This window comes from Pedobacter terrae (assembly GCF_900100705.1).
Lineage (GTDB): Bacteria > Bacteroidota > Bacteroidia > Sphingobacteriales > Sphingobacteriaceae > Pedobacter > Pedobacter terrae.
Window position 1 is genome coordinate 67671 of the sequence record NZ_FNCH01000015.1, and the last position, 24619, is coordinate 92289.

Annotated in this window: 17 protein-coding genes; 2 read left to right on the plus strand and 15 right to left on the minus strand. The window is 37.5% G+C overall.

Annotated features, from left to right (window positions below):
• Positions 1-27: 27 nt before the first annotated feature.
• The 8 genes from BLR60_RS17590 to BLR60_RS17625 all read right to left on the minus strand — a co-directional run bounded on the left by BLR60_RS17590 (position 28) and on the right by BLR60_RS17625 (position 13217).
• On the minus strand, positions 28-339 hold the full coding sequence (locus BLR60_RS17590; protein ID WP_167354771.1) for a helix-turn-helix domain-containing protein: 312 nt from the start codon (positions 337-339) through the stop codon (positions 28-30).
• Positions 340-1061: 722 nt separating this feature from the next.
• Positions 1062-2333 carry a restriction endonuclease gene (locus BLR60_RS17595; RefSeq protein WP_167354772.1) on the minus strand — a complete coding sequence of 424 codons (1272 nt, stop codon included), beginning with the start codon at positions 2331-2333 and terminating at the stop codon, positions 1062-1064.
• A 172-nt stretch (positions 2334-2505) separates the two neighbouring features.
• Positions 2506-5670: an AAA family ATPase gene (locus BLR60_RS17600; RefSeq protein WP_090502190.1), complete on the minus strand. Its 3165-nt coding sequence runs from the start codon at positions 5668-5670 to the stop codon at positions 2506-2508.
• On the minus strand, positions 5651-6217 hold the full coding sequence (locus BLR60_RS17605; RefSeq protein WP_090502192.1) for an ABC-three component system middle component 1: 567 nt from the start codon (positions 6215-6217) through the stop codon (positions 5651-5653). The genes BLR60_RS17600 and BLR60_RS17605 overlap by 20 nt, the downstream gene beginning before the upstream one ends.
• A complete protein-coding gene (locus BLR60_RS17610) occupies positions 6186-7529 on the minus strand; it encodes an ABC-three component system protein (RefSeq protein WP_090502194.1) in 1344 nt (447 codons plus the stop codon). The genes BLR60_RS17605 and BLR60_RS17610 overlap by 32 nt, the downstream gene beginning before the upstream one ends.
• A gap of 3 nt (positions 7530-7532) precedes the next feature.
• Complete coding sequence (locus BLR60_RS17615) at positions 7533-8615, minus strand: ComEC/Rec2 family competence protein (protein ID WP_143009104.1); 1083 nt, start codon at positions 8613-8615, stop codon at positions 7533-7535.
• Between the two features lie 741 nt (positions 8616-9356).
• Positions 9357-11402 carry an ATP-binding protein gene (locus tag BLR60_RS17620; RefSeq protein ID WP_090502196.1) on the minus strand — a complete coding sequence of 682 codons (2046 nt, stop codon included), beginning with the start codon at positions 11400-11402 and terminating at the stop codon, positions 9357-9359.
• A 549-nt stretch (positions 11403-11951) separates the two neighbouring features.
• Entirely contained in the window at positions 11952-13217 is a 1266-nt protein-coding gene (locus BLR60_RS17625) for a tyrosine-type recombinase/integrase (protein WP_090502198.1), read from the minus strand.
• A 599-nt stretch (positions 13218-13816) separates the two neighbouring features.
• Between BLR60_RS17625 and BLR60_RS17630 the strand changes: the two genes are divergently transcribed.
• Positions 13817-14245, plus strand: a complete 429-nt coding sequence (locus tag BLR60_RS17630; RefSeq protein WP_090502200.1) for a CBS domain-containing protein — start codon at positions 13817-13819, stop codon at positions 14243-14245.
• 259 nt (positions 14246-14504) lie between these two features.
• Here BLR60_RS17630 and BLR60_RS17635 read toward each other — a convergent pair whose 3' ends face one another.
• The 3 genes from BLR60_RS17635 to BLR60_RS17645 all read right to left on the minus strand — a co-directional run bounded on the left by BLR60_RS17635 (position 14505) and on the right by BLR60_RS17645 (position 18166).
• Positions 14505-15953: a M20/M25/M40 family metallo-hydrolase gene (locus tag BLR60_RS17635; RefSeq protein WP_090502202.1), complete on the minus strand. Its 1449-nt coding sequence runs from the start codon at positions 15951-15953 to the stop codon at positions 14505-14507.
• Positions 15954-16139: 186 nt separating this feature from the next.
• Positions 16140-17195, minus strand: coding sequence for a TerC family protein (locus BLR60_RS17640; RefSeq protein ID WP_090502204.1), 1056 nt, complete (start codon positions 17193-17195; stop codon positions 16140-16142).
• Positions 17195-18166: a polyprenyl synthetase family protein gene (locus BLR60_RS17645; RefSeq protein ID WP_090502206.1), complete on the minus strand. Its 972-nt coding sequence runs from the start codon at positions 18164-18166 to the stop codon at positions 17195-17197. The genes BLR60_RS17640 and BLR60_RS17645 overlap by 1 nt, the downstream gene beginning before the upstream one ends.
• A gap of 290 nt (positions 18167-18456) precedes the next feature.
• On the opposite strand from BLR60_RS17645, the gene BLR60_RS17650 reads away from it, so the two are divergent.
• Positions 18457-19449 (plus strand): alpha/beta hydrolase, encoded by a 993-nt coding sequence (locus BLR60_RS17650; RefSeq protein WP_090502208.1) that lies wholly within the window; start codon positions 18457-18459, stop codon positions 19447-19449.
• A gap of 205 nt (positions 19450-19654) precedes the next feature.
• Here BLR60_RS17650 and BLR60_RS17655 read toward each other — a convergent pair whose 3' ends face one another.
• The 4 genes from BLR60_RS17655 to BLR60_RS17670 form a co-directional block, all read right to left on the minus strand.
• On the minus strand, positions 19655-20623 hold the full coding sequence (locus tag BLR60_RS17655; RefSeq protein ID WP_090502210.1) for a YpdA family putative bacillithiol disulfide reductase: 969 nt from the start codon (positions 20621-20623) through the stop codon (positions 19655-19657).
• A 126-nt stretch (positions 20624-20749) separates the two neighbouring features.
• On the minus strand, positions 20750-22162 hold the full coding sequence (locus BLR60_RS17660) for an MBL fold metallo-hydrolase (protein ID WP_090502212.1): 1413 nt from the start codon (positions 22160-22162) through the stop codon (positions 20750-20752).
• Between the two features lie 403 nt (positions 22163-22565).
• The gene (locus BLR60_RS17665) at positions 22566-23585 is read right to left on the minus strand and encodes an asparaginase (protein ID WP_090502214.1); all 1020 of its coding nucleotides are present in this window, start codon (positions 23583-23585) and stop codon (positions 22566-22568) included.
• Between the two features lie 243 nt (positions 23586-23828).
• Complete coding sequence (locus BLR60_RS17670; protein WP_090502216.1) at positions 23829-24596, minus strand: TatD family hydrolase; 768 nt, start codon at positions 24594-24596, stop codon at positions 23829-23831.
• Between the last annotated feature and the right edge of the window lie 23 nt (positions 24597-24619).

Consider the following 24619-nt stretch of genomic DNA (forward strand, 5'->3'; position numbering starts at 1 on the left):
TTGGATTGAGAATGTAATGGGACGAGTTTATTTGAGGTAAGCTCCAGGGTCTTCATCATCCTGAACTTCTCTGCGCCCTTTTTCAATCCAAGTTACGAGGTCTTCCTCAAAAAACAACAAGTTGTTGCCCCGTTTCATTGATGGTATTTCGCCTTTATGAACGATTTGTCTAAGGGCATTAGGGGTTTTTTTGATAAAATCGGCTGCTTCTTTAGTAGAGAAGTATCTACTTCTGATAGGGCGTTCCGCCGCTGGGGCATTTTCAAGTGCTGCACGTACAGCATCGTTTATCAATGCACGTAACTGACTTTCGGTGGCAATAAAAACATTTGCTTCCATAGTATAAATTTTAAAATTAAAGATTTGAAAGGGGGTAAGAGTTCGTTTAAAACCTCTTTTCGAGAAACTAGAATAGTTTTGCATATCGTCTACTATTCAGTAGACCATCTTTTAAAATGTATCTGCAAACTGTATAAAATATTGTGAGAAGCGATAAGAGCTGACTTACTAAGCATTCTTATTCAGGATAACATAAAGTCACACAACGGCAAGGATACGTTGATATGTTCAACCCTAAGAAAGGTGGATTATTGTAGTAATACAATCTATAGTCGCGAACCATTTAAACTAAAGTCAGCGACTTTTAAAATAATAGTTGAATTAGAAAACAAAGCTGATTATCGAAACGAAAATTTAATTCCAATCAAACCTGCTTGGAGCTCAAAATACACGATAGACCAAACTTTAATCGAATTCCAAATACTAATGTAAAAGATGATATGAAAGTAATTTATGGATATGTAAATGGAGGTTAGATTGACGCCAAGAAAAAAAATAAATAGAGAAGGAGAAAAATTATTTGAGATACTGACATCCACCAGCCCAAACCAATTATTATGAATAGACATTGGTGCCGTTGATGGCCTGTCCCATGCTTAATTTCGGTAGAGTAGACAAAAAAACGAAGCGGAACAAGGGATTTAGGAAAATTTTTCTGAAACAATGTGAAACTAACCAAATGTAACTCCTGCTTCTCTAATGCTAATAATTGAGTTTCAACATTATTCCCAACCCAAAGCTTGAAGTTTGTTATTATAATTTTCTTCTATGTAGGAGTGAATATCCCATGCATAATCTTCTGACTCCATCTCATTTAGCCAATCGAGCGGAAGATTCTCCGTTTGATTTTGAATGAGTTTGTCGTTTAAATGACTTACAAGTTCGTCCAGAGATTCAATACGTGAAGGCATTCCAGTATGATCGTCAGTTATGAAAACACATTGTTCTGATTCATCCCAGTCTATATCCTCTAAAAGATGAGGAAGTATATCAGATAAAATGAATTCTTCAGGATCATAGTATTCTTCTGCAGTATTGGCGAGAAAGGATATCAGTTTGTTTTTGATTTCATTAAGTGATTCAGCTTCTCCTATCGATTTCGTCGATTGGTAGGTGGATTTTGTTTCTTTAGGAATGAATAGAAAAAGATGATTTAATGGAATAGCTGCCTTGGAAAGTTGCTCGGAAACTATGTTAATCTGAGTATGAAAACTAAAGATATTTACATCATCATCGAGAAAAGAAATAAATCCTTTTAATTTTTTTTGACCTTGGTAAGTGCTAATAAATGAGGGTATAGCAGATATGTTATATGCACCTTCAAGCGATATTAGTCGATAAGACAAAGCAAAGGAATTGGTTACTGATTTGAGTATTTTATCTACAATTTCAAAATCATTTCTGCTCTCTACAAAAACTAGCAAATCATTCAAATATGATTGATGAGATACAGTATTTAGCCGTGGGCTAGCCAAAAAGGCATGACTAACTGCCGTCACGTTTACTTCTATCAATTGGGCATACTTAGCATAAAGAGTTCCGCTATCACCAGCCGCGCGGAGCTTATATTTGAGGACAGATTTAAAGGATACCTCACCAGTAAAAATGGCATGCATATCTTCACCATCAAAGAGAAGAATATCACCTACTTTTCCCGATAATAAAGCCTGCTCTGTATCTTTGTGATAACCGTTCATGGCAATGAAAATACCACTCGTTGTATGAAACTTCCCTTGAACTTTTCCCCTAAATGCATAAATAGAAGAGGCAGATATTTTGTTTTTTTCCCACTTTGCCTCGAAAATAAAAGTCTGTCCCATCCAGAAAAACGAGCCATCCATTTGCTCACCGATTTTGCGATAGCTAGCTTTAGGTTCTAGCTCTTCGAATTGAAGAATACTCCTCATGAGATCTTCTAGCTTAAAACCTCTGGACTGAGCGGTAAGTTCTGTTGAGTTCAACAATTGTTGATAAACGAATTTTATTTCTTGCATACCATCTAGGGAGGGTTTTGCGATACTACTCAATTTGAGCGAAGACTGGTTGTTATTTATTTCCATATTTCATAAATGCTACAACAAATTGATAGATTAAAATTCCTATCGATTACCTGATAGGAATTTTAACTGGTGAATTAGAAACGTTTAGCACTTTTTCGGAATTTCGCTAAACTGCATCAAATTCCTCTGTTTGTTTTACCTTTCCAAAAGTCTCCAGTTCCATAAATTTCGAATTAAAAAGCTTATGAGGAATCTTTTTCATAAGCAGATTATGAAAATTTGCATCATGGGTTGATAATATAATTTGACGTCCAAAGTTGACCGTGATACTACGAAGCAAATCAATAGTAGATAAAATATTTATACTATCCATTGCCTGAATAGGATCATCTATAAATATACACTCCAAGGGAGTTTTATTATCTAGATCAATGGCATGCAAGGCTTTGGCTAAGAAAATGCTTAGACTTAAAATATTTAACTGTGCAGTACTGAAATATAAATTAGGGATTTGGAGAGTAACCTTCTTTTCATCTGTTACACAAACATTAAGCTGTGGATTGTTGTCGGTAAAATCACATTTAAATATAATTTCCTTGTAATCAGGATGTGGATCGATCTTTCTGTAGAGGGCATTAATAATATCCTCGAAAAAGAAAGAATTGATTTGTTTATCTATATGTGCTATAACTAAATCTCTTTCTGCTTCTAGGGTTGTTTTTAAAATGGTGTTGAGGAACTTTATTCTTGCTTTGATAGTCTTTTCATCACTTTTTGCTTTTTGATAACGTAAATACGGAATGACTTCTTCTTTAAGTTTTGATAACAATTCAAAAAAGGAGATTACGATTTCCGATTCACTTATTGCTTTTCGCTGCGCCTCTCTAACTCTCACAGTAAATTCTGTGATGGAATTAAATGTCTGTCCTTCAGTTGAGAAATTGAATTCGTTTTTCAGAAATTCTTCATAAACGCTTATTCGTTGTCGCAATTGAGATAATCGATCTTTATTCGCTGTTATCTTGGAGGTCAAAGCTTCGACACTAAAGGCAGATGTTTGTATCTTAAGATTGTTGCTAATTACCCTTTGTTGCTGCTCATCTTCAAGAGATTTTCGAAGATCTTCAATAGCCTGGTTCAGCAATTGCTGAATTTCGGCGAGTGTAACTGAGCTATCAATATTAACTGAGCGTAGATTAAGATATTCTAGTATCGAGGTATAAGATGCGTCATCTAGGAGGGCTGTGCGCTCTTCTTGCAGTTTTTTCAGTTCGCTATTTGCTGTGATAACATTCTTTTCCGCTACTTCAAGATTACCCTGTAATTGAGAAAGCTCCACAAGATATGCATTACGTTGGTTTTGCAAGTTTTGCAATTGGCTTTCCAAAGTTGCGGCATAATTTTTTGCGGATTGGTTTAGCAGCTGGGAATTTAGCTCATCGATCCGAGTGATTAATGTATCTAACTCTGCCTTGTCTGCTGCAATTTGATTTTTTAATTCATTTTCTTGCGCTATCGCATTAGCCAACAATTCCCATGCAGACTGTCTTTCAGCACGTAGCGATGAAAGTAACTTTTCTTTTTGTGTGCTCTCAGCTAAATCGTTTACACGCTGCTGTCCTTCACTTTCTGCCTGCTCGGACAATGCCATTTTTAAACCCGCATCTAATGAATCATTGCTTGAAATCCGATTTGTGAGTTCAATGAAGTCAGTATAATTTTGGTTGCATAACGGACAAGAGCTAGTCTTAGATTCAGTCACTATTGTTAAGCCTTTGCGAAGCAGTTCTGCGATATCACTTTGTAGTTCTTTTTGGTGTTCCAGAGCGGCTGTGCGAACTTGGAAACTCTGTCGAAATTCTAATCCTTTAAGCCTTATTTTCTCTAATTCCCTGATTTCACTCACAAATTTTTCTAATGAAGATACTAATCCAGTGACAGCAGAATTTTGTTCGACTTGCAAGATTACATTATCAATTGAAGCCAAAGTATTGCGGTAGTCTACCAATGCTCTTGCTTTGTCGGAGAGATCTGTTTCTCGGTTAATAAGCAATGCGTTTAAAGATGTCAACCTCAGTGTAAATTTGTTGACTTCTTCATCAATGGAAGGAATCCGTGACAGAGTAGAAGTGGTAACAGAAATATCCCCTAAATTTTTTTCAATATCATTGTTAAGTCTGATTAGGTTGTTTTCGGCATTTATTTTTGCATTATTTAAATCTCTTATTTCTGAGCTCTTTTTATTTTGATTAACAATATTATCATTGATTTTGAAAACAATAGTTTCATAACGTGGAAAATGCGAAACCAAGCTTTCATAATATGTCTGTAGTGTCCTTAAATCTTCTTTTCTTTTAGCAAAAGCCGCAAGTTGATTTTCTGATTTTGAAAGTTTGCTAAAATCATCGAGTGAAATTTCGGCTTCATTTATCGCTCGTTTGATATCTAATTCTTCAAGTTGATTCTCCTGATAAATTTGAAGTGAATCGATACTTTCGTTACCTGAAATGACCACATCAATTAATTCTATTAATCTTTGAGATTGAATAATCTTTTGATTCAGTTCATGTATACGAGAGGTAATAATGGAACCTAAAACGACAGATTCTTTTTCATCAAAGTTCGTATCAAGGTAATTTAGTGATTGCTCTTTTTCTTTTAGCTTAGTAATTATTTGATTGACGGCAGTCATTACCTGCTGATCTCCATCAAAAGCTAAATCCAATTGAAAACCCTTCAACTGATCTTTTAAATCTTTGATGGTGTCTTCATTAGTTTTTAATAAATTGACTAGACACTTGTAATATTGATCTAGTTCTTTGTCGCCGAAATACTTAATAAATGTCTTATAACGACTCGCGCCGTCATCCTCTTTTAAAAATGAATCGATCCATTCCTGTGAGAGAATCACTTCTTGGAAATATCCCCTAACAGTTTCTCCCTCATCAAATTTGTAATCTGGCTGACCTTTCCTTGGTTTTTTTAGTTGCTTGGTAATTGGATCGTCGGAGGTTGTAGTGTAAAGGTTCACGAATGCCGGCAAATTCTCATCTGAAAACTTATTTCGCAATATATGAGTATGCTCAGCTGAATTGATATTTTTTTCGGTCCTTGCAACTTGCTGGTTCATTTTAGGGCGCTTTAAGAACCGATGGATGTTGTGGGTTACGCCCCATTCTACAGCATCGTAAAAGGAAGTCTTTCCAAAGCCATTAGGGGCATAAATGGAAACAAAGTCAGCAATTTCATTACCTTTAGTGAAATCAAAGGTGCCTTCTTCGGCTAAATTATAGGCCCGAAAAGCCTGAATCTCAACTTTTTTGAATTTCATCTTTGATTTTCTGTTCTAATAGTTCTAATACTGCACTGGATTTCACAACACCTTTTTTATCTTCAATAATACCGGATTGCTCTATAACTTGCCATAAAAGCGGATTTCTCTCGAATTCGGTTTTTTGTGCATCTGATCGCTTTTCAGGGGGTAATAATTTTAAATTTTTGTTAGTAATATGTTCTTCAACTATTGAAGTAATAAATTCATCGTTGATTTCCCGATCATAAGTTAACAGTATTTTTCTACTGGATACTGTATCATTCTCAATCCTATATTTCAAATGCTTATCTGCATTTGAGTCCGTGATGTAGAATAAATAAAGGTTCCATATCTCAAATTCGTCTGGCAATTGACTTTGATAATAAACGGCAATACTATTGGACAAATTTTCCCAGTCTTTGGTCAATGCCGCTTCAGAAGGGAATTTTACAAAAAAGGTATGGATGTTTGATATATACTTCTCTATGTGAATAGTTAACTTTATAGAGGGGTAAAGTTCCTCTAAAATTTTTTTAATTCTGATTTCTAGTGATATATTGCTCATATTCTCCCTGTAGTTTAATAATTAATTCTTGTTCATCGAATATGTTGCTGTATTCAGCAATCTTATCGGTAATACATTTCTTTTTAAAAGAATCAAGATGAACAAAACGATAATGATCGAAAGGAAAGTTAATACCATTGTCTGTTTGCATCAATTTTTTGTTAGTTACCCTCAGTAGATTTGGTATTCTCTTGGCCTCAATTTCATAAAGTCCATCTAAAGGGCTACTATTTGTACCAATCACAACTACACCCCCGGATGGTAGCCCATGATAATCGGCTTGGATCATCTTTTGAACTTCGACAGTCCAATCGTCCTTAGTGTCAGAATACAATAGCCTAAATGAGTTAAAAAGCTGTTTTAAATCAGCCTCTTCTACATCAGTATATTCCATAATGTTAACTATAGTTAAAAATTCGAGCCAAGCGATCCAAATATTTCTACCGTTAAGGACGTTGGGATTTGCTTGATCAAGAAGTAATCTCTTATTGAAGTAACGACGGATGTGATGAGGTGCTGTTCCACTATTAATAATCTTTTCAGTTTCTGCTTTTAGAAAATTACGGGTATAAGCTATATTTTCTTCATTGAATAAATTTACTCTTAAAAGGAAAGTAGCATCCTGAATAAAAGAGAAACAGCCTAAATGAGCAGGATCGAGTGAAGTGAGTTGTTCGGGGTATAAGGCCACAAGTGAATCAAAAGATGACATAGGTGAAAATTCAATTTTTCCCAATTGCTCGTCCATTGCACCTATCATTTGACTTTGGATACCTGCCAACAAGAAAAATCCATCATCAAATTTCCCTAATCCTCCTCCAGAATGTCCACGAACTTCATCAAGACCCGGTCTATCGGGGATCCTCGCCTCTCTTAATGAGTTATTTCTTGGGCCTTGAATGGTAATCCCTTCATCTGTTCTATAGGCATTGTGATAGTTTGGATCGTTTTCTATATCACGACGCATTTGGGGATAACCAGCTAAAATGTAAGATTCCCGATCAACTGTAACGTCATCTGTTCGAATAACCTGACTCAATCCTTGCAGTCTATCTATCTTTAAAATGGCAACATCACGTTCTGGATGTTCAAAATAATTGATGCCTGGTTGCATGGTGTATTCCAAATCTTCTGAAATAAGCCCGCCTACACTTTCAGTAAATCGCTTTAAAAGGTGAATGGCGTTTCCTGCATTTTGTATTACATGTTTTGCGGTAAGGATATATGTTGCATTTATATCCATTGGTTGGAAAAAAAAACCTGAACCTTCATTTAATATAACCACATATGGTCTAATCTCATCAAGTGTCATACACTAATATTTAAATGAATTTTCAATTGGCAAGGCTTTGAACTTTGAGAAATCAGCATGATCCTGTTTGGTGAAAATTCTGTCGATAAGTTCACCGTAATTAAAATGAATTGTACATTCAGGATGGCAATCAATCAGACGCCCCAAAAGTTGCTTGTGTGGATGATTATCCTGTTTACTATTTGTACTGATAATAAAGTTTTCCGATTTGATGGATTTGAAAACAGCGGCACTGGTATTAGACTGGGCACCGTGATGAGAGATTTTAACTAATTTAACTGGCAAAGGATTATCAGAATCAAAGCCAAATGTTTTTAAAGAAGTTTTAATCACTGAAGGAAAGGAATCTCCAAGAAAAAGAAAATCATTACCATTATTAGACAAAATGAACGCCAATGAACTGCCATTTGGCACCGCATCATCTTCTTTAAAACTTTCATCAGTTATTTTTAGGTTATTTACCTGATGATCTTTTAATGATATTTGGTGATCATTGACTTTGCTAGTTAGCGAATCTGGCCGTTCAGTCTTCCATTTTTCAAGCAAATCTGTAAGTCTTTCTTTGTCCGGAGAAAGGAATTTAAAGTTGAGTCCGTAAAAATCCCTCACTTTGCCAGCGACAAACAGTTCTCCATTCCATAATTTATGCTCGTTTAGGTACTCCTCGAATTGAACACCTTGCCCTACACTTGTTTTTCGAGAACCACTAATGTTCATAATAATTGGGGGTAACGATGGGAGTGTAGTTTTTAGCCAAGTCTTAATTACATTACCCGAATTGAACCATACCTCACCAATCATCTTCCAAGCATCATCAGGCTCAAACTCAATCCAGGAGATGAACCCTCCTATGTGATCCTCATCAATGTGTGTCAATATCACAAGATCAAAGATCTTTTTTTCTGATTTTAACTTTTCAACCAAAAGTTTTAGAGGACCATCTGCTTTTTTTTTATGTTGGTTGGTATATTGAAAAGTCTGTTTCTTCCCACTATCAATCAACACATTTTTCTCTTGGCCATTTTCATCCTGAAAGGTAATGTGTATAGCATCTCCATTATTTGCCTGAAGTACTGATATTTCCATAATCATATTTTTTTATGATTACATATTTCACTTGAGAGCGTTATATGTAATAGGTTTCTATTTGGCAGTATCAAATATAGTGCATAGGTCGTAAATTATTAACTTATGCTTAGATATTTTCAACGATAAATACAATTCTTCTGTGGAAACGCTACATTTTAAAGGAACTGGTCTTTATTAACATCAAATATTGACCAAGGTTTACACGATTTCTTGTCGTTTTCTGCTGTATCCGGGAAACGGTCTTTGATTTCGTCACCACTTTCAAATTTCATGTTTTTTTTATGCAGTGGCCAACATCAAAAAGCGATTTAAGCTTGTTTTAGATACTGCACTGGTCGCAATATATCAATATCGTTTTACAGGTACAACTGAATTTTAAGTATTGATACTAGAAATTTTTATTTCTGAAATTGCATATGCTTATTGGAAGCATACATGTTCGTGGAAAGTATTCGTTCAGCCAGCAGTTAAATAATTCAAAATAGAATTGGTTATTATGGAAACAAAGTAATGATCTCAAACACTTCGAATAATAACGCAGGTAATAATAACTGTCTGCTAAGTAACTAGTCTCCAAGTAATTTCGATCTTTAAACGATAAAGCAGAGAAATGAGAATTAACTAAAAAAACACGGAACGCAGTTTTTTTTAGCGATAGATTTTCAAAAACTGAGGTAACTCGGACTACCAGCGCATATTATACAATAAACTTTCATTAAAAATCAGAAAGCAAATTCACTAATTTTCAAGGCCTAGTTCCTTGAAAAAAGCATAGTGTTTCTTTTCGCTCATTTCTATCAATTGTTGATAGGACATCACTTCAATATGTAGATTTATGACATCATTTAATTTGTAAAGGGTTTTATATGGAGTTAGTTTGAAACCGTTGAAGGTTGTATTATGCTCTACCAAATCTTTGTGCAAATCACAAACTACGTAGCCAAACTTGGGTGTGGTTTTTTCCATGTTTATCAACTCACCATCATAGTCCCTGGCTTTGCTCTGCATCAGATCCTGAAAATATTTCATGATCTGACTATCAAGGTTTTTGTCCAAAGAAGTATCCATATCCCGCCCTGGTCTTTTAAACTCAAATATGACCATTGAATTCATCTGGCCTTCCTTTTCAGAAAAAGCCCATGGAAAATCAAATATCGCTATATCAGGTTCCTTTCGGCTATCGGAGACAAGTAATGGATTTTTCCTGATCTGCTTATCAGAGTTTATGTAAGAATGAAATGCCAATCTTTCATCAAGAAGCCAAAGATTATGGTATTCATATGGAATCGAATCATTAGATTGTCCCATAGGAAAGATTAGATTATGAAGGTCTTCTTCCAATTTGTATTCACCATCCTTAGAAATCTTTAACATTTTCTTCAATAACAACAAGATCGATTTCCTTTGGATCAACAGGTCGGCCAACTTATCTTTTGCAAACTGAGCCTCCTGGTCAATGAGTTTCTTGACGATCGAGGAGTACTCCTCATAATTGTCAATTTTACCCCTTTTGGTAACTTTCTTCAGGCCATAACTAAGTTCCCTCTCCAAGACGAACTTGATCTTATGGAGAAATTCTTCAAGTTTATCATCCGAAAGGTTGGTGGGTATTCCTTTCAATAGATCTTTTCTCTGCAAAAGGGATCTATAACCAACCCTAAGTTTTTTCGGATTGAGTATATAACTTTTGATCCTATCATAGTTTATAGCCTGAATTTTCTCAAGCGTAGTCGCATATTTATTTTCTAGAATACCTTTTATTTCACCATGAATGCCAGCGATGGTTATTTCATCAATGACTATATTATCTTCCGGAGCGTTGGGGATGTTAAATGAATTTCTTACCGTGTTGACCCTTCTGTCCAGAAAAGGCGAAAGGACATAGACATCCAAGCAATAGTCATCCCCATTATCATCCTTGAAGCTATTTTCAAATCCTGGAATTATACCGCCTATATTTTCCGATCTGCCGACAACCCTGTTATTTGCGCAAAGCCTTAGCCTATGGTTTTTTGCATCGCTCCGTCTGACAAGCAATAAAGAAAAAGGTTCACTATCTTTTATCGGATGAAACACTACGGGCTGTCCCACGAAATTAATGACAGTCTTGACGATATCATTTAAGACTAGCTCTTCATCATTGAGATCATCCTTTAATACGATGGTCGGAATATTCTTGTTGATAAAAAAAGGCAGACAATGCTCGATTACATCTTTGGCAATCTGAAGGGTCGAAAGCGCCGTTTTGTCCTTGAACTTTGGCTTGTAGGCATTCAGACTTATTACCGTCAACGAATTTTCAGCATTCTCTAAAAGTACTGGATTTCCATCTTTTGGCTGAACCTCGTCCAAAACGTTGAACGTAAATTCCCGATTAAATTGCTGTCCTTTATTCTTATAGATACTATTGACATGCATGTTGTCGAAACAGGCGAGAACCGTAAAACGCCCCACCCCCTTACAGCCCCTATCCCTGTTTTTTTCAGAATAAGCGGTATTAAAAGATTTGAAATTATCGTCGTCAAAGCCAACTCCATTATCAATAATTGAAATATTATTGATAGAAACAGGAGGGATTTTTCCTGTGCTGTCCTTTAATAGTTCAGGTGAAAATAATTCAGGCTTTTTATCCCTTTCAACCTTGATCTCGATTAGTCCTCCTCCATTGGGAAATTTTTCTGTAACGCTCAGTATCGAATTCACCACAACTTCAAATAGTGGCAATAAAAATTCGTGAGGTCTTAGATTAATCTCGTCAACCTTGCTTTTAACAGACATTTCCATAAAGAATCCTTTTTATCAAAGCTAACAATTTTAGTAAAACTTAACTAACGCTTTTAACGAAAATTAAAATTAGTGTTAGAAGCAATCATTTACTGTAATTTTGCATACCTATGTTCGATTAGCTCGGAATTGGATAACCTTTATTCAGCACAAAAATTTATAAAACAATATAATAATACTGCGATTGGATAATGCTAACACCAAAGCAAATATTGTCAGACTAAATATTTTGCTGGGTCGATATCTTCATCTTGATTTATAATTCTAAGTCCTTTCTCAATATACTCCACAAGATCTTATTCTCTGAATAATAAATTATTTCCCCTTTTAATAGATTTGACCTCGCCCTTATGAACAATCTGGCGTAGTACATTCGGTGACTTTTTAATAAATTCCGCAGCCTCTATAGTATTCATATATCTTTCCTTGCTGGGATGGGGTGCCTGCCCTTATTAGGCTATCGCCGTTCCGACTGCATCAATGATGAGAAGCTTCAATTGTGTTTTGGTCAATAAAAGAATTTCTTGCATGTTTTTATGTTGTTTTTGTTTAAATTGTTTCGTCTTCCAATAACCTGTTTTGCAATTGCATCAGTCGCTCTTTTTTCTCTCCAGACACATATACCTGTGTTGATTTTATATCCTCGTGGCCGATGACATCCTTGATTGTAAAGAGAGATGCTCCTAGTTCGTGCATCATAGTCGCAAAGGTGTGCCTGGCGTAATAAGTACTAATCTCTTGTGTAATATTAAGGGTTGCAGCGATTTGTTTGAGTGATAAGTTTACTTGTGAAATTTGCGATCTGATTTTTTTGGTGGCCGTCTCAAGGTCTGCTCGACGCGGTACAATATCAAAAATGTAAGGGTTACCTTCTTTCCTGTCCCCATGTCTATCAATAATATTCTGTATGCGCTGATTAATGAAGACCCTGATTTGTTTATCTGGCAGCTTTGAGGATGTTTTTTGTCTAACAAAGTAGAATGCATCGCTTTTAATGTCCATCCATTTGAGCATAAAAATGTCGAAGAAGTTCATGCCATTGGCCAGATAGGAAAAAATAAACATATCCCTTGCAAATATTTGCTTGGGGTCAGAGGTTTCGAAATTGGCAATGGCAATAATCTCTTGCTTCTCTAATGGTCTTTTGGAAATCCTTGATTTGGGTATAATATATTTGCCTTTGCCAAAAGGGCTTCTTGCTGCACGCATCAACCCAGCTTCAATCTGTCCGTTGATGATGGCTTTGACCCTTATCAAATACATGCCGATTGTGGTGACTGAGTATTTTCTTTCCTTTTTTGCCTTGTTCTTTTCGATGATATAATTCGTGTTCAAAGCCCATCGTTGAAAGGATTTTAGAAAATCTGGAGTTAAATCTCTTATCAATAGTTTTGATGACTTCTTTTCAATCTTTACGAAACGTTCTAACAGGTTTGCTGCTTGAGCATATAGGTTCGAGTTGGAGAGAAATTTTTCCTCCTTTAATCTTTTTGCCTTCGACCTCAGAAGATAGATGAGGTCATTTCTGTCTCCGGTGTCTTTGAACCGAATGGTAAAGACTTCGAAGTCGAAATACTCAAGGTCCCAGATAACTTCTTCAGCTTTTTTAAGCAATTTCTCAATTCTGATCTTGACTTTGCGAAGCTCATCGGTAACTCTGTTACCGGTTTGTATTTTGATGAAATCACCTTCGCTAACAGCAAAGACTGTATCAAAATACTTGGTTTTTCTTTCGTGGGTAACCCTAATTTTGATTGGGTAAAGCCCTTTCTTTTTTTCACGTCGTTTGTCGTGGTAAACATTACAAGTTGCCATAAAATTATTAGTTTTAAGGGCTGGAAATGCTTACGAAAAGTGCTGGAAAATGTGCGCAAACCTTGCGCAAACATTTCCTGCTTTATTAAAAAAACGGTGTGGCGACACTAAACCCTATGTGCCGAGAAATGTGTTTCTCGCGGGCGTGTCATATAGAAAAACTACTTAAAAACTGCCTTCAGCGTCTACTGATGACATAATTATTTGTTTTTAAATGTGATGCAAAGTTACGGCATCACTTTGTGAAAGCCAAATAATTAACAAACTGAGTGGGTTGGAGGATTGTAAAATAGTGATGCAATTTTTACACTTAACTTCGAAATTTTACGTCTTTTCTGTTTTTTTGGAAAGCAAGTCCAGTGGTTCTTCGTTCAGGTCCTGTCCTGCCATACATTATAGCTCCGATGAAGAATCGGAGGCTGCCATTCCTGTCAGGTTTAGATTAATGAGGGTCTGAGGTATTTACTCCCAAAGAAGTCAGTTTGATATGCAAGGTGCCAATTAAAAAACCTGACTTCTTTAAAATCTCCGAGAAACCAAAATAAAACTTTGATATCCAGCTAATTATTCCTTAAATTGATTTAATCAAATTAACGATTATGAAAAGCGTGAAACACCTATTGGACACGAAACAGGCCATCATTATCGCTGTATCAGAAAACATGTCTGTTTTGGATGCCTTAAAAGTAATGACAAAAAAAAATATCAGTGCCGTATTAGTGATGGAAGATGAACAGCTTCGTGGCATTTTTACGGAACGCGATAATGCCAGAAAAATCATTCTGCAAGGGAAATCATCAAAAGATACGCTCATTAAAGAAGTCATGACTGCTAACCCTATAACCATCAGGTTGAGCGACAGTATAGATTATTGTATGGAGCTAATGACGGATAAACACATCCGCCATTTACCCGTTGTAGAAAACGGCGAGGTAAAAGGAATGGTTTCGATCGGTGATGTGGTAAAATTCATCATTGCCGATCAAAAACAGACCATTTCGCAATTGGAAAGTTATATTAGCGGGTAGTGCTGATTTGGGTATGCTCTTGTATTAGGTTTTTACGCCAGTCTTCATTCGAAACAATTCCGTGAATAAATTTATTTCCGTCATTTCGAGCGGAGCATAGCGGAGTCGAGAAATCTTTTAAGGCAGTTCTCCAAAGATTTAACCACTACGGTCGAAAGGACAAATTCTTATACGGATTATCTGTATAAGAATAGTTGTGATCCTAACATCGTTGTAATCATCCGCGAAGCGAAAAAGAGCAAGAAATCAAAACTGCTAGTTATTTCCACCGCCACTCACCCGCAATGCTTAAAGGTTCTTTTAAATTCTGTGATTCCAGAAAAGCCCTCAGTTCCTCTTCGCCCTGAACCCCAACCGGGATTTTCGGTGTATTGGCTAACGCATAAGTCAACATAGCACTATAACGAACGGTATTTTTAAGTTCCTGTTCATCAACCAGTTTGAAGCTATCACCATCAGAATGGTAAAAGGGTCCGGAATTATTAGGTAGTTTACCACCGAAGCCACCGCCGGTAGGGATACCTTCCAGCATAAATGGCTGATGATCGCTATGCAAACCTGCACCTGCATTAAACAGGTTTTTAAATCCAGTATCAATTTTTACGATATCAGCTCCCCAGGCCGTAAACAAATCTTTCATTTCAGCTCGTGAGGTAGAAAAACCTTTCGGATCGTTGGTCATATCGTAGTTGAGCATAAACTTTACCTGGTTTAAGGTTTTGTCTTTTTTAGCCTGATCGATGTACGCTTTAGAACCCAACAAACCCTGCTCCTCACCCATAAACAGTACAAATTCTACTGTACGTTTGGTTTTTAAATTTAGCTTTTTAAAAGTCCGGGCCATATCTATTATAGCGAATGAGCCAATTCCATTGTCGATGGCGCCAGTTGCCAAATCCCAGCTGTCTAAATGTCCACCCACTACAATTTTATCTTTGGGCAACGCTGTTCCTTTAAAAGTAGCGATTACGTTTCTGGCTTTGATCAAACCCGAGAAGTTACTCATAGTGATGTGCGTCATTTGTGGCTGCGCTTTAATTTTATCTTTCAAAGCCATTCCGTCTTCCAAACCGATACATACTGCAGGTATTGGAATTAATTTACCCGTTACTGATGCCGTTCCTGTTAAAAGCACACCATCCTTTACCGTATTGATGATAATGACACCAATAGCACCATATTTTGTAGCAATAGCGGTTTTTTCTGAACGATGTAAAGACTTTGTACCCGCAGCAGAGCCAGGCAGCACACCCAGATAAATTAAAGCAATTTTACCTTTAAACTTTTCAGGACTGGACTGATAATCTGCTTCTAATCCGTTAGCGGCGTCTACAATTTCACCAGTAACATCTGCACTCACAGGCGAATGTGCCAGCGTAACAGCCTTCATCTTGGTCAGGCTGTTTTGATCATTACCAATTTCTACACTAATGGTTTTCCGTGCCCAGCTTTCGACTTCAAAAGGCTGAAATTTCACCTCACAGCCATAAGACTTTAATAAGTCAAAGGCATATTGCTCGGCCTTTGCCCCATTTGCAGAACCCGTTAAACGGTGACCGATAGTCTCGGTTTCATATTTGAGGGTTTGATAAGCTTTTGAGTTTTGCTGTACATCAGTGTTGATTTTGGCAAAAACATCACCAAATTTATCTTGTGCATTGGTAAAAAAAGTGGTACAGAGAAGGGCGGCCGAGAAAAGGTATTTCATTAGGTTTAGTTATATCTGCTGAAAGTACAAATTTTCAATAGAGATTGCCAGCTGTAACGTTTATTTTGCTTTTCTCGCATACTCGTCATTTCGAGCGGAGTGCAAACGCAGTCGAGAATCTGTCTCGATAGATCTCTCCATTTCGCTGCGCTACAGTCGAGATGACGTATTTATTGATTGGAAAAATTAATTTTTAATATGATTCACTTTCTTCGGAAAAACCAAAGAAGCCACAATGCTAATGACTAAGATGCTTAAAATCACAATCAGCGAATGCTCGGTAGTAAAACCCCATTTTTCGAGATAGGTATGTGCTAACATTTTTACGCCGATAAAAGCCAGTAAAAAAGCTAAACCGGTTTTTAAATAATGGAATTTATGAATAATGTTTACCAGTAAAAAGAACATAGACCTTAAGCCCATGATGGCAAAAATATTAGAGAAAAATACAATATAAGGGTCTTTGGTTACCGCAAAAATAGCCGGAATAGAATCAACCGCAAATAAAAGATCGGTAAATTCCACAATTAACAACACCAGGAACAATGGCGTAACCATTCTTTTATGGTTTATTTTAACAAAGAAATTTTTACCCTCATATTTTGGATGAATAGAAAATATTTTTGATGCCCATTTTACCACAGGGTGGTTTTCGGGATCAATTTTATCATCTTCATCCTTGCTGAAAAACATCTTTACACCAGTAAATACCAGAAATGCACCAAAGACATACAAAATCCATGCAAATTTGGTAATTAGTGCCGCCCCAACAAAAATGAAGATAAAACGCATAATAATGGCGCCCAATATCCCCCAGAACAATACGCGGTGATAATATTTTTCCTCAACAGCAAATGCGGAGAAAATGAGTACGATTACGAAGATATTATCTACCGAAAGTGCATACTCAATAACGTAACCGGTTAAGAATTCGAGCCCGAGGTTTTGCTTATAAATTGCTAAACTACCCTCAAAATCATTAGGAATTAGTTTAATATGGTGCTGGTGCAGGGTTACAATTTCTTGCAGGTGGGCAAAATCCTTTATTCCATGCAACTGATGCCCCTCAACTAACAGAATAAAATAAAATCCTATCGCCAGGGCCACCATAATCACACTCATGATCCCAGCTTGTTTTAAGCTCACCACATGTTCTTTCCTGCTAAAAAGACCAAGGTCTAAAGCCAGAATAAGTACAATAAAAAGCAAAAAGCCTAAGCTGAAAAGTAATTCGTTACCCATTATTTTTTACGTTCAGTGGTGTACAGTACAAGTTGTTCCAAACCTGTTCGGGCTTCGCCTGCATCAAAACTGTGCAGTAGCTCAAAGGCTTCATTTTGGTAATCCAGCATTTTCTGGTTTGCATAATAAACACCTTCATGCGCATTTACAAAATCGATAATCTGCTGTATTTTAACCGGATCGTCCTGATGATTTTTTACCAGGTTGATCATTTTTTTACGCGCTGTTTTCTCCGCTTTATTTAAGGCATAAATTAAAGGCAGGGTTACTTTCTTTTCTTTAATATCAATACCCAAAGGCTTGCCTACGTCATCTGTCCCAAAATCGAAAGTGTCGTCTTTAATCTGAAAGGCAATGCCAACTTTCTCGCCAAACAGGCGCATTTTTTCTATCGTTACATCATCAGCACCTGCCGAAGCTGCACCTGCAGCACAACATGAAGCTATTAAAGAAGCTGTTTTCTGGCGGATTACATCAAAATATAAATCTTCCGAAATGTCCATTCGCCGTACCTTCTCCACTTGCAACAACTCGCCCTCACTCATCTGTTTTACCGCTTCTGATACAATCTGTAACAAACGGTGCTCGTTATTGTTTACCGAAAGTAATAACCCCTTGGCCAGCAGGTAATCGCCAACCAAAACGGCAATTTTATTTTTCCATAAAGCGTTGATAGAGAAAAAGCCACGTCGCTCGTAAGCATTGTCTACCACATCATCATGCACTAAAGTAGCCGTATGTAAAAGCTCTACTAAGGCAGCCCCTCGATGGGTTGATTCTGTAATGCCACCACACAGTTTAGCTGCAAAAAATACGAACATCGGCCGCATCTGTTTGCCTTTTTGCTTTACAATATAATGGGTAATCCTATCCAGCAACGGTGCGTCGCTATGCATCGATTCCTTAAAGGTTTTTTCAAACGCTTTAATATCAGCAGCTATAGGTGTTTTTATCTGTTCGATTCCCGGCATTAAGTCGAAAAATTTTGATTGCAAACTTAAGTTAATTTCCCATAAAAAGGTAATCTGCAATCTTATTATTAAGGATTTGGAAAACCACGGACAATGATTTTTAACATCTTCACTCCTACTATTGCGTATAGTCCTCGCCCTCATGCTTCGGGCTCTGGGCTATTTGGCGCTATCAGGTTTACCATTATGGGACAATGCAGGTAAAAAGGCCCCTCAAAGCAATAATTAATTCACCTGAAAATTAGCTTTATTTAAATTCAAATTTTACATTTAAACCAATATTTAATGGCATGAAAAAACGCTACAAAGTAATTATAGGTCTTTCGGCATTTATTATCGCAGGTTATTTGTTGGGACCAAAACCCAAAAAACCAGTATTTAGTGAGGAGCTCACCAAAGTGCCAGATCTGGAAGACCTTGACAGCTATTTAGCCAGCATCGAATCCATGCATAAGATAAAACCTGGCAACGAAGCTGAAATTGTTTGGGCCGACACACCCCATCAACAAACCGAATATGCCGTGGTGTATTTACATGGTTTCTCGGCCTCAAAAACAGAAGGCAACCCGGTACATTTAAATTTAGCTAAAGCGTTGCATGCCAATTTATACCTTGCCCGCCTGGCCGACCATGGTATCGATACCCTGGCACCTATGCAATATTTTACGGCCGACCGCCTTTGGGAAACCAGCAAACAGGCTTATGCCATTGGCAAAAAATTGGGTAAAAAGGTAATTTTAGTCGGCACTTCTACAGGCGGAACGGTGGCTTTAAAATTAGCAGCAACCTATCCTGAAATTAATAGTTTGATTTTAATGTCGCCAAACGTAGCCATTAACGACAAAAACGCATGGCTTTTGAATAATCCATGGGGATTACAGATTGCCCGTAAAGTAGTGGGTGGCGATGAACGTAAAGTAGATGATCGCACCGACGAATATAAGAAATACTGGTACACTAATTACAGGCTCGAATCGTTGGTGGAACTGGAAGAGTTTATTGAGCGCACTATGGTTGAAAAAACTTTCCAAAAGATAAAGCAACCTGTTTTAATGCTTTATTATTATAAAAACGAACTGGAGCAGGATCCTGTGGTAAGAGTAGATGCCATGCTGAAAATGTTCGATGAACTGGGTACACCGAGTAGCTTAAAAAGAAAAGTTGCTATACCTAACGCTGGGAATCACGTAATGGGTTCGTATATTACTTCAAAAGATTTGCAAGGTGTGGAACAAGCTATTGAAAGTTTTGTGGGAAGTACATTGAAAGTTGCTGTTCAATAAAAAAACGTCATCTCGACTGAAACGCAGCCTCGAACGTTCCGGAGAGAGTTATCTAAATAGATTTCTCGACTGCGTTGCACTCCGCTCGAAATGACGATTATCGTAATTTATAAACTGTAACTAGGACCTATAATTAAGAATTAACTACAGACTTACGAGGTTCTCCCTTATAAGGCCATTTCAAAACCTCGTAAGACAATGTCCCTCAACCCAAAATATTCTTCACAATCATTTCAGCATGTACCCTCGAGTTTTCAATAAAAAGTTTGTGTGTATCTAAACCACCGCAAACTACACCAGCCAGGTATAAACCTTTTACATTGGTTTCCATAGTTTCTTCATTGTAGGCTGGGCAAAGGCTTTCTGGTAATTCGATACCGAATTTCTTCAACATAGAAAAATCTGGCTGGTAACCAGTCATCGCAATTACAAAATCGTTTGGGATAGTTTTTATGCCTTCAGGGGTCTTAATATCCACCTCACCTTCCCTTATTTCAATCAGTTCCGAATGGAAAAGGACAGTAACCTCGCCCTCTTTAATCCTGTTCTGTATATCCGGGCGCACCCAGTATTTAACATGTGGACCTAGTTCGCCACTCCTCACCACCATGGTTACATTTGCACCTTTGCGGTAAGTTTCTAAAGCGGCGTCAACACCCGAGTTATTGGCACCAACCACCACCACATTCTGAAAGGCGTACAAATGCGGATCTTTGTAATAATGTGTTACTTTAGGCAAATCTTCACCCGGAACATTCATCAATAAAGGCACGTCATAAAACCCTGTGGCAACAATTACATTCTTTGCCGTATAACCTGTTTTAGAAGTCTTGATTTCAAAAACATCAGATTCGTTTTTAACCACCTGTTGCACACGTTCAAAAAGATTGATCTTTAAATCGAATTTGTCAGCCACACGACGATAATATTCTACAGCTTCGTTACGGTTTGGTTTCGGGCTAATGGTTACAAAAGGCACGCCCCCTATCTCTAATTTCTGTGAAGTAGAGAAGAAGGTCATAAACACAGGATAATTGAATAAACTGTTCACCAAAGCACCTTTTTCTATAATAACATAGCTTAAGTTTGCTTTTCGGGCTTCAATTGCACAAGCCATGCCTATCGGCCCAGCTCCTATAATTAATACATCGTAATGATTTTGATTCTCTGACATCCAAATTTTTTAATTCGCTTTTAAGAGTGGTCGTCATCTCGACTGGAGCATCGCGGAATGGAGATATCCGTTAAATAGATTTCTCGGCTGCACTGCGTTCCGCTCGAAATGACGATCTCTTTAATTTTATACTTTCATTGCTTTACTTGGACAGGCAAAATCGGTTCTTTTTAAACCAGTATTTTTTATCGCACCATAGCCACCCGCTACATCAATTACATTTTCTACCCCGCGCGATTTTAAAATAGAAGCCGCAATCATAGAGCGGTAACCACCTGCACAGTGAATGTAATAAGTAGCTTTTGGATTAATCTCACCAGTCCATTCATTAATAAAATCCAAGGGACGGCTTAACGTAAATTCCAGGTGTTCTGCTTCGTACTCCCCTGGTTTACGCACATCAAGCGCCGTAATTTCACCATTTGAGGCTGCCTGTTCAAAAGCATCTGCAGAAATCGTTTCAATGGTATCAATTTCTTTTCCTGCATCTGTCCATCTTTCAAAGCTTCCATCCAAATAACCAATGGTATTGTCGTAACCGACACGGGTTAAACGGGTAATCGTTTCTTCTTCTTTCCCCTGGTCTGTAATCAATAAAATAGGTTGCTGTAAATCGCTAATCAAAGCACCAACCCAAGGGGCAAACTGTCCGTTTAAACCAATATTGATCGAATTTGGGATAAAACCTTTTGCAAAAACCTGCGGATCGCGGGTATCCAGCATAACGGCACCCGTTTGGTTGGCCAAATCCTCGAACTGTTGAGGTGTTAATGCATTTAATCCTTTTTCGTAAACGTCATCAATACTCTCTACTCCGCCTTTATTAATGGCAGCATTTTTAGCAAAATATTGTGGTGGAGGCATAATGCCATCTGTTACTTCAGCAATAAACTGTTCTTTTGTTTCCGCCTTTAAAGCATAATTAACCTGTTTCTGATGTCCTAAAGTATCAAAAGTTTCCTTGCTCATGCTTTTGCCACAGGCCGAACCAGCACCGTGAGCAGGATAAACAATTACATCATCGGCTAAAGGTTTTATCTTTTCGTTTAACGAATCGTAAAGCATTCCGGCCAAATCATCCATCGTTAAATTACCTTTCTGTGCCAAATCCGGACGCCCAACATCACCAATAAATAAAGTGTCACCGCTAAAAATGCAATGGTCCTTACCATTTTCGTCTGTCAACAAATAAGTAGTCGATTCTAAAGTGTGGCCTGGGGTATGTAGCGCGGTTATGGTTATTTTACCAATTTTAAATTGCTCACCATCTTTGGCGATATGCGATTTAAATTCGGTTTTTGCAGTTGGTCCGTAAATAATTTCTGCACCCGATTTTTCGGCTAAATCAACGTGACCAGAAACAAAATCGGCATGAAAATGCGTTTCGAAAATATATTTAATGGTAGCACCGGCTTTTTCTGCCTTTTTTAAATACGTCGCAACTTCTCTTAAAGGATCTATGATGGCAGCTTCGCCATCACTCTCGATGTAATAAGCGGCTTCTGCCAGGCAACCTGTATATATCTGTTCTATTTTCATGTTTCTTCGTGACGTCACCCTGAATTTATTTCAGGGCCTTACCAGAAAGATGCTGAAACAAATCCGATAGCTATCGGATCAGCATGACGATCTGTTCCAGCAAAAATAAGGCTAAATACTGATAACCGAAATGATGCTGCTCATAATTGCAGAAGTTTTACTTATCCTAGGGCAGCGCTCTTAGGCTTTGAAGTCCGTAAGGTTTTGAAAAGGTGGGTTTTGCGTTAGGGATTGTAAGGGTTCAGTGACGATCCTTCATCGGCACCGGAGCGAAGCGCAGCCCTGAAAAGCCCGACCCAATCCCGATTTTTCATCGGGATTGGGGAACGCCTAAATCAGTTTGCAATTGGCTATTTACAGTTTTCGGTTTTAAACTTTTTCCCGACTACGCAAGTTTGCTACATTAATCCTTAGTCAATTCGCCCCTCAACGACTCATCCATCAGTTTACGGCTTTCTTCTACCGATAGGCCCAAGCCCATTACAAACATCAGTTTGGTTACCGTAGCTTCGAAAGTTAAATCGTAACCACTTACAATACCCATTTTTAACAATTCCCTACTGGTTTCATAACGACCTAACTGTACTGAGCCTTTTTTGCACTGCGATATATCGATGATAATTTTTCCGCTTAAAATAGCCTGTCGCAAACTATCTAAAAACCATTGCGCAGTAGAAGTGTTACCTGAACCAAAAGTTTCTAAGATAATGGCGTCTACTTTAGAATCGGTAATGGCCTGAACTACTTGCGGCGTAATTCCAGGATACAATTTAAGTACCCCAATGTTAGCATTAAAATTGGTATGCAGTTTTAGCTTGCCACCTGTAGCTTTTAAAATATAGTTTCGATAAAACTGTAAATGTACTCCGGCTTCTGCCAATATTGGATAATTTGGTGACCGGAAAGCCTCAAATTTTTCACTATTATATTTGATCGAGCGGTTGCCCCTAAATAATTGTGCATCAAAATAAATGCAAACTTCAGGAAATAATGCTTTACCATCTTCTTTAGTCGCTGCAATCTCTAAAGCAGTAATCAGATTTTCTTTGGCATCAGTCCTGATTTCGCCGATTGGAAGTTGCGATCCGGTTAAAATAACAGGTTTATCGAGATTTTCGAGCATAAAACTTAATGCCGAAGCGGTGAAAGCCATGGTATCTGATCCATGCAGGATCACAAAGCCATCATACTGATCATATTTATTGTAAACGAGTTCTGCCAGTGTTTTCCATATTTCGGGATCCATGTTTGAAGAATCCAATACCGGATTGAAGGAATGCACATCTAAATTGTAATCTAAACGACTTAATTCAGGGACGTTTTCTTTTATCTGCTCGAAATCGAATGGAATTAACATTCCATTTGTAGGATCGTTAACCATACCGATGGTACCACCGGTATAAATTATAAGTATTTTGGTCATTTGGTTTTGTGAAGGTTGCTCAGCGCAAAGAAACTAAAAATTTACAAATGATTAGGTGATATTTTCAAATTGGCAACGAATGATGGTATTATGTAAGTAAAATTATCAATTTGACAATTAACAACGCAAATATTTAAATAATTAACAATCGTCTATTCCAGGGTAAAGATATTATGTTAAGAACAGATTCTCTCCCGAACATTCGGGACTGCGCTTCAGTCGAAGTGACGACCAACCTAAATCCTATACTCCAAAAATCTTCTTCGAATTTTCAGTAGTTACGTCAGCAATTTCTTCGATGGAAATGCCATAAATATCAGCGAGTTTTTGTGCAATGTAAACCAGGTAACTGCTTTCATTGGGTTTACCGCGGAACGGAACCGGAGCCAGATAAGGAGAATCGGTCTCCAGAACCAGATTAGCTAATGGAATATCAGCAAGCACAGCATCTAAACCTGCTTTTTTATAAGTGACCACACCACCAATGCCTAAATAAAAATTAAGATCAATAGCTTGTTGCGCCTGTGCCAAATTTCCGGTGAAACAATGGAATATACCACGCAATTTTTCATCTCTTTCACTTTCCAATACTTCGAACACTTCATCAAAAGCTTCTCTGCAATGGATCACAATTGGCAATCCTAAGGCTTTTGCCCAGCCAATCTGTTTACGGAAAGCATCTTGCTGAATGGCCAAAGTGGTTTTATCCCAGTACAAATCAATCCCGATTTCGCCAATAGCATAAATTTTCCGTCCGGCAATACTATTATATATTACATCCAACAGCGCCAGGTAATCTTCTTTTACATCACAAGGATGTAAACCCGCCATTGCAAAACAATTTGCTGGATATTTCGCCACCAGATCATCAATCATTGCAATTGATTTTACGTCAACATTGGGCAAAAACAAACGGTTCACATTGCTTTCAAAACAACGTTCCATTAACTGAGCCTGTTTTTCGGCATCCTGCTCGTAATATAAATGGGTATGGGTATCGGTAAAAAGCATTTTTTATAATGTAAAATGGATAA

Excerpts from the sequence above, each read along its gene's own strand:
- BLR60_RS17590 (WP_167354771.1), bottom strand. The coding sequence starts at position 339 with ATGGAAGCAAATGTTTTTATTGCCACCGAAAGTCAGTTACGTGCATTG.
- BLR60_RS17595 (WP_167354772.1), bottom strand. The coding sequence starts at position 2,333 with ATGCAAGAAATAAAATTCGTTTATCAACAATTGTTGAACTCAACAGAA.
- BLR60_RS17600 (WP_090502190.1), bottom strand. The coding sequence starts at position 5,670 with ATGAAATTCAAAAAAGTTGAGATTCAGGCTTTTCGGGCCTATAATTTA.
- BLR60_RS17605 (WP_090502192.1), bottom strand. The coding sequence starts at position 6,217 with ATGAGCAATATATCACTAGAAATCAGAATTAAAAAAATTTTAGAGGAA.
- BLR60_RS17610 (WP_090502194.1), bottom strand. The coding sequence starts at position 7,529 with ATGACACTTGATGAGATTAGACCATATGTGGTTATATTAAATGAAGGT.
- BLR60_RS17615 (WP_143009104.1), bottom strand. The coding sequence starts at position 8,615 with ATGGAAATATCAGTACTTCAGGCAAATAATGGAGATGCTATACACATT.
- BLR60_RS17620 (WP_090502196.1), bottom strand. The coding sequence starts at position 11,402 with ATGGAAATGTCTGTTAAAAGCAAGGTTGACGAGATTAATCTAAGACCT.
- BLR60_RS17625 (WP_090502198.1), bottom strand. The coding sequence starts at position 13,217 with ATGGCAACTTGTAATGTTTACCACGACAAACGACGTGAAAAAAAGAAA.
- BLR60_RS17630 (WP_090502200.1), top strand. The coding sequence starts at position 13,817 with ATGAAAAGCGTGAAACACCTATTGGACACGAAACAGGCCATCATTATC.
- BLR60_RS17635 (WP_090502202.1), bottom strand. The coding sequence starts at position 15,953 with ATGAAATACCTTTTCTCGGCCGCCCTTCTCTGTACCACTTTTTTTACC.
- BLR60_RS17640 (WP_090502204.1), bottom strand. The coding sequence starts at position 17,195 with ATGGGTAACGAATTACTTTTCAGCTTAGGCTTTTTGCTTTTTATTGTA.
- BLR60_RS17645 (WP_090502206.1), bottom strand. The coding sequence starts at position 18,166 with ATGCCGGGAATCGAACAGATAAAAACACCTATAGCTGCTGATATTAAA.
- BLR60_RS17650 (WP_090502208.1), top strand. The coding sequence starts at position 18,457 with ATGAAAAAACGCTACAAAGTAATTATAGGTCTTTCGGCATTTATTATC.
- BLR60_RS17655 (WP_090502210.1), bottom strand. The coding sequence starts at position 20,623 with ATGTCAGAGAATCAAAATCATTACGATGTATTAATTATAGGAGCTGGG.
- BLR60_RS17660 (WP_090502212.1), bottom strand. The coding sequence starts at position 22,162 with ATGAAAATAGAACAGATATATACAGGTTGCCTGGCAGAAGCCGCTTAT.
- BLR60_RS17665 (WP_090502214.1), bottom strand. The coding sequence starts at position 23,585 with ATGACCAAAATACTTATAATTTATACCGGTGGTACCATCGGTATGGTT.
- BLR60_RS17670 (WP_090502216.1), bottom strand. The coding sequence starts at position 24,596 with ATGCTTTTTACCGATACCCATACCCATTTATATTACGAGCAGGATGCC.